The organism is Paenibacillus sp. FSL M7-0802 (assembly GCF_038004945.1).
Taxonomy (GTDB): domain Bacteria; phylum Bacillota; class Bacilli; order Paenibacillales; family Paenibacillaceae; genus Paenibacillus; species Paenibacillus polymyxa_B.
Map to the genome: position 1 here is coordinate 825,463 of NZ_JBBOSD010000001.1, position 12,283 is coordinate 837,745.

18 protein-coding genes and 1 tRNA gene are annotated in these 12,283 nt (G+C 43.5%); 8 read left to right on the top strand and 11 right to left on the bottom strand.

The genetic code is table 11. The annotated features are described in order from the left end of the window. Positions 1-17 precede the first annotated feature (17 nt). The gene (locus tag MHB54_RS04130) at positions 18-668 is read left to right on the top strand and encodes a GNAT family N-acetyltransferase (RefSeq protein WP_023987930.1); all 651 of its coding nucleotides are present in this window, start codon (positions 18-20) and stop codon (positions 666-668) included. Continuing rightward, positions 665-1,669, top strand: a complete 1,005-nt coding sequence (locus MHB54_RS04135) for an alpha/beta hydrolase family protein (RefSeq protein ID WP_264453952.1) — start codon at positions 665-667, stop codon at positions 1,667-1,669. The genes MHB54_RS04130 and MHB54_RS04135 overlap by 4 nt, the downstream gene beginning before the upstream one ends. 144 nt (positions 1,670-1,813) lie before the next feature. On the opposite strand, the gene MHB54_RS04140 is transcribed toward MHB54_RS04135, so the two are convergent. After that, positions 1,814-1,886 (bottom strand) — tRNA-Lys (locus tag MHB54_RS04140). Between the two features lie 280 nt (positions 1,887-2,166). Between MHB54_RS04140 and MHB54_RS04145 the strand changes: the two genes are divergently transcribed. The 6 genes from MHB54_RS04145 (at position 2,167) to MHB54_RS04170 (ending at position 5,522) form a co-directional block, all read left to right on the top strand. Further along, positions 2,167-2,433, top strand: coding sequence for a hypothetical protein (locus tag MHB54_RS04145; RefSeq protein ID WP_023990492.1), 267 nt, complete (start codon positions 2,167-2,169; stop codon positions 2,431-2,433). 137 nt (positions 2,434-2,570) lie between these two features. Then, positions 2,571-2,897 carry a hypothetical protein gene (locus tag MHB54_RS04150; RefSeq protein ID WP_023990493.1) on the top strand — a complete coding sequence of 109 codons (327 nt, stop codon included), beginning with the start codon at positions 2,571-2,573 and terminating at the stop codon, positions 2,895-2,897. Further along, positions 2,881-3,300 (top strand): hypothetical protein, encoded by a 420-nt coding sequence (locus tag MHB54_RS04155; RefSeq protein WP_023990494.1) that lies wholly within the window; start codon positions 2,881-2,883, stop codon positions 3,298-3,300. The genes MHB54_RS04150 and MHB54_RS04155 overlap by 17 nt, the downstream gene beginning before the upstream one ends. A gap of 160 nt (positions 3,301-3,460) precedes the next feature. Then, entirely contained in the window at positions 3,461-4,354 is an 894-nt protein-coding gene (locus tag MHB54_RS04160; RefSeq protein ID WP_023990495.1) for a hypothetical protein, read from the top strand. A 244-nt stretch (positions 4,355-4,598) separates the two neighbouring features. Then, positions 4,599-5,141, top strand: a complete 543-nt coding sequence (locus MHB54_RS04165; protein WP_023990496.1) for a hypothetical protein — start codon at positions 4,599-4,601, stop codon at positions 5,139-5,141. A 96-nt stretch (positions 5,142-5,237) separates the two neighbouring features. Continuing rightward, positions 5,238-5,522 (top strand): hypothetical protein, encoded by a 285-nt coding sequence (locus tag MHB54_RS04170; protein ID WP_023990497.1) that lies wholly within the window; start codon positions 5,238-5,240, stop codon positions 5,520-5,522. Between the two features lie 132 nt (positions 5,523-5,654). Here the strand turns inward: MHB54_RS04170 and MHB54_RS04175 are convergent, their stop codons facing one another. The 10 genes from MHB54_RS04175 to MHB54_RS04220 all read right to left on the bottom strand — a co-directional run bounded on the left by MHB54_RS04175 (position 5,655) and on the right by MHB54_RS04220 (position 12,282). Then, positions 5,655-5,996: a phage holin gene (locus MHB54_RS04175; RefSeq protein ID WP_023990498.1), complete on the bottom strand. Its 342-nt coding sequence runs from the start codon at positions 5,994-5,996 to the stop codon at positions 5,655-5,657. A gap of 2 nt (positions 5,997-5,998) precedes the next feature. Continuing rightward, entirely contained in the window at positions 5,999-6,943 is a 945-nt protein-coding gene (locus MHB54_RS04180; RefSeq protein ID WP_023990499.1) for a GH25 family lysozyme, read from the bottom strand. Next, positions 6,921-7,376 (bottom strand): phage holin family protein, encoded by a 456-nt coding sequence (locus MHB54_RS04185; protein ID WP_023990500.1) that lies wholly within the window; start codon positions 7,374-7,376, stop codon positions 6,921-6,923. Before MHB54_RS04185 ends, MHB54_RS04180 begins: the two co-directional genes overlap by 23 nt. A gap of 104 nt (positions 7,377-7,480) precedes the next feature. Next, a complete protein-coding gene (locus tag MHB54_RS04190) occupies positions 7,481-7,609 on the bottom strand; it encodes a hypothetical protein (protein ID WP_023990501.1) in 129 nt (42 codons plus the stop codon). 17 nt (positions 7,610-7,626) lie between these two features. Next, positions 7,627-8,010 carry a hypothetical protein gene (locus MHB54_RS04195; protein ID WP_034095218.1) on the bottom strand — a complete coding sequence of 128 codons (384 nt, stop codon included), beginning with the start codon at positions 8,008-8,010 and terminating at the stop codon, positions 7,627-7,629. 17 nt (positions 8,011-8,027) lie between these two features. Then, entirely contained in the window at positions 8,028-9,845 is a 1,818-nt protein-coding gene (locus MHB54_RS04200) for a phage tail-collar fiber domain-containing protein (protein ID WP_052405443.1), read from the bottom strand. A 2-nt stretch (positions 9,846-9,847) separates the two neighbouring features. Then, positions 9,848-10,408, bottom strand: a complete 561-nt coding sequence (locus MHB54_RS04205) for a phage tail protein I (RefSeq protein ID WP_023990503.1) — start codon at positions 10,406-10,408, stop codon at positions 9,848-9,850. After that, entirely contained in the window at positions 10,401-11,531 is a 1,131-nt protein-coding gene (locus MHB54_RS04210; protein WP_023990504.1) for a baseplate assembly protein, read from the bottom strand. The genes MHB54_RS04205 and MHB54_RS04210 overlap by 8 nt, the downstream gene beginning before the upstream one ends. After that, positions 11,531-11,875, bottom strand: a complete 345-nt coding sequence (locus MHB54_RS04215) for a GPW/gp25 family protein (protein WP_048481515.1) — start codon at positions 11,873-11,875, stop codon at positions 11,531-11,533. Before MHB54_RS04215 ends, MHB54_RS04210 begins: the two co-directional genes overlap by 1 nt. After that, the gene (locus tag MHB54_RS04220; protein WP_023990506.1) at positions 11,875-12,282 is read right to left on the bottom strand and encodes a phage tail protein; all 408 of its coding nucleotides are present in this window, start codon (positions 12,280-12,282) and stop codon (positions 11,875-11,877) included. Before MHB54_RS04220 ends, MHB54_RS04215 begins: the two co-directional genes overlap by 1 nt. Position 12,283 lies beyond the last annotated feature (1 nt).

Consider the following 12,283-nt stretch of genomic DNA (forward strand, 5'->3'; position numbering starts at 1 on the left):
ATCTTGGAGGGCGTTACATGAGTGCAAAATCCTTTGACATTGTTGCATACCAGAAACAAGACCATGAAGCTGTTTGCAGTCTTTTAGTCGAATCGTTTAAAGCAAAATTCCAATCTCTTGTTACACTGGAGGAGCAAGATATACAGAAGTTGTTAATGCAGGTTTGGGTTCAAAATCCTTATTCTTCATCTATGAAACAATTTGTAGCCAAAGAGAACGAAGATGTTGTCGGTGTTCTTTCCCTCAAATGGAAGGCCCCCTCCTCTTCACTTCCTGAAACAAATCCCATTTCTTTAGCTCCGCTCCTAAAACAGTTTGGTTGCTTCAATGTATTTAAATTTTTGACAGGTATGCATGCGCTGGAGTATACCCCCGCTGCAAATGAGTGTTACATTGATCATTTGGCGATTCGTTCAAGTAATCGTAACCAGGGAATAGGACGCCGTCTTCTAGCTTTCGCACAGCAATTTACGGTTGAATCTGGGTTTCATGCATTGACGCTTCATGTAGCGCATAAGAACCAAGGGGCTATCCGTTTGTATCACAAACTGGCGTTTGAAGTAGAACAATCCAAGTATAATGGGTTACGGCATTTTTGGTTCAAGGAGCCTGTATGGTATCTGATGAGTTGGAAAGAGAACCTGCATTCGAGGAGAGAGCATCGTTGAAAAAAACATTCAAGCTTACTTTTGGTATTGCGGCAACTCTGGCTGTTGCCTTGATACTAATTGTTCTATATCAAAATTCCTACAAGATGACAGAAGAAAAAATACAAATTAAGACACCTAAAGGGCTGTTAACAGGTACATTAGCTTTGCCTAAGAACTACTCGGGAAAGGTTGGATTGGTTGTTTTTGTCCATGGGGATGGTCCTATTAATGACACATATGATGATGGATACAAACCACTGTGGGAAAAGTTCGCTTCCAAGGGTTATGCCTCCCTGTCACTGAATAAGCCCGGTATTAACAGCGCTCCTGGCAATTGGCTCGACCAAAGCATGGAGGACCGCGCACAGGAGATCCGATATGCAATAGACTGGGCAAGAAGCTTACCGATGATTGATAAGCAAAAAATCGGCCTATGGGGAGCCAGTCAAGCAGGATGGGTCATTCCGAAGATCGTTAAAGAGGAGCATGATATTGCATTCAGCATCCTTGTATCGCCTGCCGTGAACTGGATTTCCCAAGGACAATTTAATACCAGAAAAGAAATGGAACAAGAAGGAGCTACTCCGCAAGAAATTCAAAAGACATTGAACTACGATCAAGAAGTTCTACAGTTACTGAAAAAGCATGCTTCTTATGAAGAATATCTAGGCATAGCCGATCCTGACGATATGATTTCCAAAGAAAGATGGAGCTTTATAGGCAAAAATTTTCTGTCTGATTCCACCGAAGAATTAAGTCACTTCCATTCTCCTGTACTCTTGGTTCTGGCTGGCAAAGATATTAATGTTGATGTAAAGGATACCGAGCGAGTCTATCGCCAGAAAATACCTCCAGAACTGCTGTCCGTGATTCATTTACCTGAAGCCGACCATTCCATGATGGATGAAAAAATCGCGCGTTCAAAATCTCTAACTTTCTTAACAGCCGTATTCGCCCCAAGAAAATTGGTGAATGGTGAGTATCTCAAATCCCTTTCCGATTATGTCAGTCAGCGTTAAACAATGATGTTCTTTTTTGCCATACTTCTTTTGATATGCTAATGAAAAAATGCTAATGAAAACCCCATAACTGTTCTCGGTTAGACTGGGAATAGATCTATAAACAACAAAAAAACGGCATCTCTGCCGTTTTTTCTAAAAGGATGGACTCTCAGGGACTCGAACCCTGGACCAATTGATTAAGAGTCAACTGCTCTACCAACTGAGCTAAGAGTCCATAATAAAAGTTTGGTGGAGCCTAGGGGGATCGAACCCCTGACCTCATCGCTGCCAGTGTTGTTTTCCGTACACCGTGATTTAGATTATATTCCTTACAAATAATAAAATCAAGCTTTTTTTATTTTTTATTTGGAGCCTGTTGGATTCATTTCTTGATAGAGGGATATGTTCTGTCCCCAATCTGTCCCCAACTTGGCCCCTCTGTTCATCTGTCTTTTATCTCCTTTGGAACTCAAGAAATGTTACTATAAAGGTAACACCGCTAAAGGAGATCAGTCATGAACATCTACCGTTTTGAAATCTACGCTAATGGATTCTTACTAAAAGTTATTCTTAATGACAAAGAGGAAAACGGGCTGAAGCTTTGTAAAAGGTACATCTCTCAATTTCAACGTCAGGTAGCAAATATCGAAATAAAGATAAGGATCAATAAACGCGAAGATCAAAAGAACAATTGGGAATATCATGGGAAGCCTTATTTGTATGTAAAAACATTAGTTAAAAAGCCTCGGAAAACGACAATAGAAAAAAATGAATTAGATTAGAAGGAAACTCCTGCTGACTACAAAGTTAGTGGGAGTTTCCTTTGTTTTCAATGATTTTCGTACGAGGAAAAAATATAGAAAAATATTCCTAGGTCTGATAGACTAACCGTATCAAAAGACCTAAAGGGGATTGAAAGATGAAACAAGCTTCTTATTTTTTCTTTTTGCTTTCGTGTGTATTACTTATAACTGGTTTTATAGTTGCTTATCACTACGGAGATTATAGTGCGGAATACTCTTCGTTGCATGACAGCTCATGGGATAAGATGGGCCATGTTGTAGGCGGTGATGCGTACAATTACATTATTATGGGTATGCGCGGTATCCTATATGGAGTCGCTTCCCTTGTGTTCGCTATAATTGGATGCTTCTTTTTTATTATGGATCGCTTGGGTGAACCTAAAAAAGAAACACCCTCAATGACCATTAATAAGGAGGCGGAACAATTTGGGTCAGAGGTTTAGACAGACATCTGTTATTTTTCTAGTCATACTTATCCTTTTAATTTCGGGTTGTGCAACCAATGGTGGACAGACTACTTTTAAACAAACACAAACATCCGATAGTGAAGTTACTAATGACACACAGGACGATATTGTTTACGTGGATGATGAGACAGAACGGACAGCTAATGCTATTAGCATAGCGAGGTCTTACCTTAGTCTCAATGATGAAGATACTGATTTTCAAAAACAACTTGCAGGAATAGTTGGGGATGTAGCAGACACTTTTAAAGGGGACGTACGAGATAAGTTTATGGAAGCATCTAAGTATATTGGGCTTGGTGACAAGGATCAGGTAAAAAAAATATGTGATGAAATAGAAGCAAAGTATGTAACTAAATACAGTTGGAAACGTGATTCGTAGAAACAGCCCCGGAGAAATCCGGTTTTTTTATTATGCCCAGACCTCATAAATCACAAGGCGTAATCAGGCTATCTGTTGTGCCGTACATACGTAATTGACATATGGTAAATAGTTCTATATTGTGGGATTATGCGGTAAATCAGAAAAGGAGGATTTAGGAATGGAAGTGGATACAGTTGAAAAAGACCTGCTTAATGTTGAAGATTTAGACGCAATCGTACATTACATCAGGATGTGTTATACATCAGAAGATTGGGAAAGACTTCTAAGGTTGACAGAGCATCTATATATGTGTGCCAAGTCAACATATGAAGCAACATTTAACAACATAGATGAGAATATACATAGTAAAGAATTAAAACAACCTCTGGTATTTTACTACGGTTACAGCCACCTAATGCGTGGTGTAGCACATCTAAAGATGCAAAATTACACAGCCACCCAGGACTGTATTGAAAAATACTCTGAGTTAGGTTGGTTTAACGGATTAGATAAGGATGGGCTTGAAGTAGTAGAAAATTTCAAACTCCTTGCCAAACTAAACCAATACGAATTACAAATGTTTAAAGGTAACAAGCACATTATTCCTGAGTATATAAAATTCTTAGAAATGTCCCCGGAAGATGATTGGCTCCCGGCCCATGTCTCAATCGTCGAAGCAGCCTTACAGTATGGGTGGGACATTGATTCTGAGTTAGCATCCATGATTCATCACAGTGCATCATTCGCAGAGTTAGAGGATTACGGGAATATTTTTCAGTTCATTGACTATTCTTATCATTTAGCTCTGTATCACCTAAGAAAAGATAAGTTCGTCGATGCATTAAAATGTTTGCTACAGGCATTGGAATCCTCCATTAAAATAGAAGATGGTAAATACTTCAAACGGTGTGTAGCTCTATTCGAGGCGTTTAGAGGTTTCGCCACCCCGTCTCAGCTTGACAGTTATGCCCTGATCTTTAAAAAAATCTTGGAAGGGGAACTGAAAAATGAAAAAGGTATTTATTACTTTGACAATCGTATTAGGTTTGATCATCCTCACACCACCCATTAATACAGGGTCTGGTTCAATCACTCCTGATAGTCACGGAATATTCTAATAATTATATTTAGCTCAAATAACGACTTCTTACAGGAGTCGTTATTTTATTTCGTGTATATTGTCGAATCTTGTAAATTAAGTAGTTCAAAAGAGTCATTTTACATTTTATTGTAGAAATATACCATAATTATTGGAAGATATATGTTATAATCCTATCGTTTCATAAAATAATTAATAATAGGGAGAGATTAGTAGAATGAAGAAATTTTTTTCTGTTTTCGCTATGTTGGTCTTATTGCTAACAATTGCGCCATTCGGTTTAGTGTCAGCGCAAGAAACAACAACAACACAAGCCAGTAGTGTTTTGCAGTCAAATAACCCTGCCACTGTTACCAGTGAGACTTATGGTAATGGCAATATAAGCCTTCAAAAAGCAGACACTTACGTCGATTTGACCGTGCGAAGAACTGGAGGATTACTTGCTGAGTGGGACTATAAAAATCCGGGCAAAGTAGTTACTAAGGTAGACTTGACGATGTATTTAGAATACAGGGAAGATTTTTTACATTCTTGGAAGACAGTAGACACTGTAAGATATAATTACCCTGGTGGTCTTGGTGCTGATGAACATAATGAGCGTACGTTCTACCCTGACCAAAAAGGGACATATAGAGTTTTCTTATCTGGAAACATATATCACACTCAAGGGGGAACTAATATCGAATTATGGTCTGCCTCCAGAGCTTATGATCCGAAGATTATTATTTCCAATGATCCAGATAAAATTGAATTGAAATAAGTATAAACTTTATAAGTGACAATAGTCAGGACATTAGAGATAATGATCGTCTATGTTCCTGACTATTGTCTTTTTAATTGAAAGGAGATAACCGAAATGATAGATATTAAGCAAGTGAGAGAGCGTAAGAAATTAAGATTAGATATACTAGCAGAACTATACCAGCTTTGGTTTAGTGGCGGCGAAATCAGCATGTCTGGTACAAAGCGTGACATATATCAAGAAAGAAACACTGAACGCCATTTAGCTTTCCACTATCTAGTGTCTATGGGGTTAATAGATATTACACCTATGGGCGGAAAAGGAATGGATGAAGTGTTGTCGATAAGTATTACTGTTAAGGGCATCGAATTTTTGGAATCTAACTTGGAATATGAATAAGAGAAAGGTGTGGAAGACTATACTGTTTGATTTTATGTCTTGTCACACTTACAATTGAATTGTTGTGATTGCCATATCACAGCGTCCGAAACAAAAATACCCTACCAGCTAAATGCCAGTAGGGTATTTGCTTTATACAGATTTAATTTTATTTGGGTTAAATTCTTCCCAGGCTTTTTGGATAGCTGCTTCGACTTCCTCCGGCTTGATCGATACGCCGATCTGATCCAGTTTGATAGTCAGGTACTTCACGGCCTCGCGAAACTTTTCCGCGCCAGCTCCAGCATAATTGCGCTCTACCCAAGCGTATGCATCCCCTGCCAGTTGCCCGATTCGGTTACGCTGCTCCACGGAAAAACGAGCCTCATATAAAGGCTTGAGCTTGCGGTATACTGCTGTGCCAAGTGTCAACGCTCCGATAGTAATCAAGCAGATAACGGACAGTGCAATGGTTGTAACGTATTGTTCAATCATGGTTATTCCCCTCTCGTTAATGTTGCGATTTTATTTTTTTGATCCCAGGACACTACAGCACCGTATGCCTCCGCAACAGGTCTGAGCTGCACGTATGCCACTCCTTCGACCAGTTGGACAGATTGCAGCTTGGCTCCATTTAAATAAGCGACCTTGAGACGGGTGTCCCAATGACACGATAAGCCCAACACATTAGCAAGCACACGCAGCGGAACATACGTCCTGCCACTAAAGAGAAGCGTCTTCCCTACCTGTTTGCCATTTACGACGAACGAACCGGACGTGACTGTCTCCGTCTGCTCAGGACGCTTTGTGAAACATTCTCGCAGTTCGTCCGTTGTACCGTCATACTCATTCATATCCACGTTCCCTTTTATCCCCTCTACCTTGCCGCTATCGCTGTATTGCCAAATATCCCAACGTTTCCACGTCACTGTATCGCTTGGGACGCGAGTATCACTGTAGCGGGCTATCCATAATGGGTAACCGCTCAATGAGGCGTTAAAATTCGCTGCAAATGCATTACCTGTATAGATAATGGGCTTGCGTCCTGTAAGTCGCTCCAGTTCGAGCAGAAAAGCCAAAGTTACAGCGCTAATAAGCGTTTTGGACAGGTTACCGGGATTATTTTCATAATCCATTACAGGCGGCAAGTCTAGCGTTTTCCCACCACCTACCTGTTCCAATACTTCGGCAAAGTGCCGCGCTTCTGCTTTGGCTGCCTCAACGCTGATTGCGTCTACAAAGTGGTATGCTCCCAACAATACCCCGGCTGCTCTGGCTCCTTTTGCATTCGTGGTGAATGTAGGATCAACGTAACGTTGCCCCTGGCTGGCCTTGATGAAGGCAAATGAAATACCATTAGCCTTGACCGCCTTCCAATCAATCTTTCCTTGATAACGGGATACATCAATCCCTTGAGCATTACCTTTTTTCCTTGCTTGCATCTTCCCTATCCCCTTCCTGACTTCCGCTTTTACTCTTTAGCACCTCAACAGCCTGCCGAATGATCGACGGAACTGGCGCGCCAAGCCTGCCACCATTTTCAACTATCGACAGCAATTCATTCGCCATATAAAAATAAGCGACCGCATCCCGGAAAAGGTGCGAATCGCCTAAGACTCCATCAATCAGATGGGATACTGCTACCATTGCAAAAATAAATACCTTTCGGGCAATACCGATCAGGCCGATCTTACTTTTCAAGCCGGGTCCGGTCCCCTTCTTACCCTCGGCTCCCGCCGCGAACAGCCCTGTCACATAATCAATAATGACCAGTGCAAGCAACACCCCCAATACTCCCGACCACCCACCATAAAGATACGTCACCGCACTACTCCCTAAAGCGGTGCTAAACTTGAAAATCTCCCACTTATCCAACCTTTCTTCCCCCGTCTCTCTGTTCAGGAAACTTTTCCTGATCTAAAATAGGCCCCCGACCACTACGAGGGCATAAAAATAGCGCATCCGATTGGATACGCTGGCTAAACATTTTGCGGTGTTGCTAGAATCTCGTTTCGCTCTGCTTCTTGAATAAACTTAGGTGTGTATCGCTTAAGACGTTCCTCATCAACCTTGCCCATAATCCACATGTTCAGCAGAAATGTATACATAATGCCTCACCTCCTTGTTAGGTTGTAGTAGTGGTATCCATAAGAGCAAGCAAAGCGGCCTCTGTGCTGTCCTGGCGCGTCTTGAGTTCTGTCACCTGATCAGTCAGAGGAACTTGCGGTGTAGGAGTCTCGCCACCGTTGCCGTCAATATAGACAAACTCCAGTTTTTCAGTGTCCGGGTTGACCACATATGACTTTGCTCGCTGGAAGTCTTCGTAATATTGTCTATAGGTGAGTTTCAACACCTCAACCTGTTCAGGATCAAACCCCTTGAGTTGCGGGTAAAACCCCATGTCGTCGTCCTTTGTAGTCTCACGGGCATGTTCTGATTCGATTTCCGGCGTAACGAAGATTACCTCACCGCTTGATTTTCTCCAGTAAACCTTTGGCCCAATTTTCATATAAACCACCCTTTCTATTATTCGAATGCCCACCATTCATACGCCCATACCTTAGAAACAGGCGATCCCCCGGCGTATGCGTCTATTTTGCTGCCCTCGATGGTCGCGTTAAACCCTCCGGCTTGTTGACGCAAAGGAGGAACCCATACACTGTTGCCTCTCCAGCCGTAAATGGTGTCTCCGGTCGCGGTGCTGAGACGGGCGAAAGAATCTATGTGCCGGAAGCCGTCCGATTCAGTTAACCTAACTCTTATAAAAACCATAGAAGGCGTGAAAGAAAGACCTCCAACAGAAACCACCATTGATATGGATTGTCCCCAACTACTAGCCTGAGCATTTTGACCGTTGAACGTTCCTGTTGCCCATCTCTTGACGGGTAGGTTTGTTATAGCTGCCGCTAGTTCCGCGTGAGTGTTGCTGGCTGATACATTACCACCCTTGCCGTTGATAGCGCCAGCAACGACACCTTTCCCATCAACGACAGATTGCTTTAAATTGCTTATCTCGTCTCGCAAAACTTTCCAGGTACCGTCAGCTTCGTAATACTTAAAAACGCCATCAGATAAAGCAGCAACCTTTGAATTGTTTGAGTAAAAGTCAACCCCACCGTCACCGTACCAATTAAGCCCTGTATCTCCATCACCTATTGGCAAGGATAGAGAGGATGATGAACCGAATTGCGTGTTTTTAGCGACCCACACTTGACCGGATGTTTCGACCTTCCCGGTTAGCGCTGTAGTCGCGGCTTGGATAGTGATTTTACCGTTACCAGTGGCAGTTGTGCCGCCTTCGGCTATAATGCGACTATCATAGTCATTTCCTGTACCGCTACTGTGGAAGTCGATGTATGTCGGACCAGCCCCGGTAAGGTCTGCGCCAAGCTCGACAGCTCTTTCTAGTCTCAAATTCCTTTGGGCGTATGTCTTGCTGGCTAATCCATCCCAAGGCAACCACGTCCCAGCTAATGTTCTTACACGGTTATAAATTCCGCCAGTATCATCTACGTACATATGGACAACCACAAGCCCCTCCGTCACATTTGAGCTTGCGACAAAAAGGACACCCTTAGGATATGCTCCTGGTGGGCTATGGTCCGTAGCAGGAGCAAAAGAAGACCTGTCAATCCTCCATCTACCCGCACCAAGTAATAAATTAAAATCATCCATGAACGGCTTGCCTTTATCAGCTAGGGAATCGGTATACAAGTCCGACAGAGCCTTACTGTTTGGGACAGTCGTAGAAGATGCAGACTTGTAATCTGCACTTAGTCTTACGATACCTTTAACTGTGGTTGTTGCGTCCGGCACTTTGACATTAGCTATCTGCGTGTCGGTGTACTCCTTTGCCTCTTGTAAGGTTTCCTCCAAGTCTTGTATAGTCACATAAACCAGTGACTGATCGGTTGTGATGCTTATATTTGTCGCATTGCCAACTAATAGGTTTACATTTATGAGTTTTTCAATCAGATCAGCTCCACCAGTAGGCGGTATATATTCAGCCGACCCGCTACCGCTGTTACCATACGCATACATGATTTCCCCTTCGTCTGGGTCGAGAGCAAACACGCCCAATTCCCGAAAGAAAAATCCTGTCGTCACGTCCTGATTGGATAGAATCGCGCTTACCGCCGCCCGGCCTGGGCTTGGGGTATACACCCGATTTGCAGTTATGCTCTTACGCTCCGTGATAAGCTCTGTCATATTGGGGATGGATTGACTTGTTACGATACCGTCCCCCAAACCCATACGGCTGAACTTTAATTGCTGTCCTGCCTGCACCTTAGCCTGTAGATTACGCCCCTTGATTGTTAAAACTAAACCACCAAATGCCGCCATGCTTACACCATCCTTGCCGTTATAATATCTCGCATATGTAGACCAGCACCAAAGTACAGGTCCATTTGCTCCGTCTGCTCCAGCATCACACTGTCCAGGTGTGCGGAAAAGCGAGTGACCGAATCAATAGCACGGTAAAATTCCTCTACTCTATCCCGTGTAGCCTGCGGGTTGCTCGTCTTAACGCGGTAGTGTCCTGGAATGCCTTCATATTGAAACCACTCTTCAACTACCCCGTCCCCGAACAAGATATCTATTAATTGTTCCACCGCTGCCGGGGTCCCCTTAATCCTGTGGAAGTTAATTGAGTTTTTTATAAGCTCCCGCCGAGTTTCCAATGGTAGAGCCGGATCGTAGAAGTCCACGTGCATCTGATACGCCATGTCGTTTGCTTCATCGCTCGTCAAATCATCGATTCGGGTTAGTCGCCGCAACTTGTAAATGTCTTGCTTAGGCTCTAGAAGCTGCTCGTCCAGGGTTTTAGCGAATGCTTGTACGTTAGGGTCGTCTCTTATGCTATTGGGAAGCAAATCGACAATACTCACGTCCGTAATATCAATCATTTGCAAGCCCTCCATAGACGATATTAGGCGTTGTTTCATGTGCAACCTCTAATAGTCCTACTTTTGTAAAAACAGGGCTTACAACCTCGACGCGGACCGCTCCAGCCGCATACATACGGCCTATGAGGTTCGTCGGGTTGATATCTCTCCCCAATTTGCTTTTTTGCCACAGGATATAGTCATTTATGGCCTGCCGGACATTAGACTCAATCGCCTGTGATTCTGCTGCTTTACCCTGGCTGATGTAAAATTTAACGTTAATGTCATAGCTGACAGCAACGGGGGCTTGAACTTTAACTAAGTCCGTCAGGGGGCGGCGTGTACGGTCATTTACAGATTCATATACCGCGTCAAGCACTTCCTGACCTGGGATGTTTCCACCTGTCAGTAGTGGGACGACAATAACCTCATACGGATTGGGAGACGACAAACCAACGTCGATAATAGAAGATGATGCAGACTTAGCCCAGTATACATAAGCATCACGAGGGCCAGCCGTGGAAAACGACTCCGGGGCTATCCTGATCCGTTCCCTAAAAGCATCATCACTTTCGATATTTGATCCGCCACCCGTTTCAGTCGTATTGGATACGCTGGCGACAAAGGCAAGCGGGTCCATAAGCGTGTTGACCTGACCAATCGAAAACCCGTTTCCACTTTCCCCTGTTATATTAGCAGTCGCTGCCACCGTCCCGAACAAAGAGCCTGGAGGGATGATGATCGTTTGATTGGTTGTAAAGTATATCGTCCCGTCCGCATTTTGAACACCAACCCGCGTCCCGCCTGGGATGGTGGAAGATGTACTAAGTTGCGTAGATAAATTAAAGCGGAGCTGCGTGGTCGCTGGCTCCGCCTGTAATCTCTCTACTTTATAAAGTGAACCGATGTAATCCAGCATGACACCCGTAGCATACGGCAATAAGTCCGCTTTTTTCTCCCGGTCAATCAGCACACGCAACTGGATAATCTCATTCATCAAAGCCAGGAACAAAATTCGGTCAGGATCGGCCTTTTCGTAGACCTTTCCTGTTTTGTTTTGGAGAGATACAAGGGACTCACTTAATATTTTTTGCACATCGTAATCTGTAAACTGGATATCCGGTAAAGTTATTTGCTGTGCCATTAAACGCCTGCCCCCTCTCCGCCTTCATTGATCGTAAATCTGATTATGGGCACGAGTCTGCCTGTTTTTTCAAAGTCTGCATCCTCGACGATATCAACCTCTTGTATCTCTACCGCAGGTTCCTGCTCATTGATTGCTGTGATTACCATTGCAATCATTAGCTGTCTAGCGCCCAGCGTGGTCAAGTCCTGACTCACATCATCTACACCCAATTCCCGATCCATAACACACGTTCCTAGCACTGTCGAAGTGATAATTCGAACACGCTGTTTAATTGCGTCTACACCTGTTAAGCCAAACTTAAAAGGCTTGTATATCCCTGTAATCTCGTAAAGATCCGTCATTATACGTATTCCTCCAATGATAGGGAATATGTGGCGGATATGAGCCGGCCCTTGTTGTCGATATTGTTAAATTTCTGCGACATACCTTTGATTTTCCACCACTTCACACCCAGCCCCTTATTGCCCAACACAAACGGCATCACCTTCCCCTTTCGGCTGTAGTCAACAAGCTTATCCACCTCTTTACGGGGATTCATGCCATAGGACGCGTCAATTCGGACCGTCAAATCTATCGTATCAAGCCCCGGCCCTAGGAATTGCGAACGGGGTTTTTTTCCGATAATTTCATTCGCCGCCCATCTGTCATTGTTGGTGCGGGTAAAGTCGGTGAAGGTCCTTATTTTGTAGTGAGTAACGATAAAAACAATATCGCCAAGTGTGGCTAACCCACCCCAATCCTTTGCCATG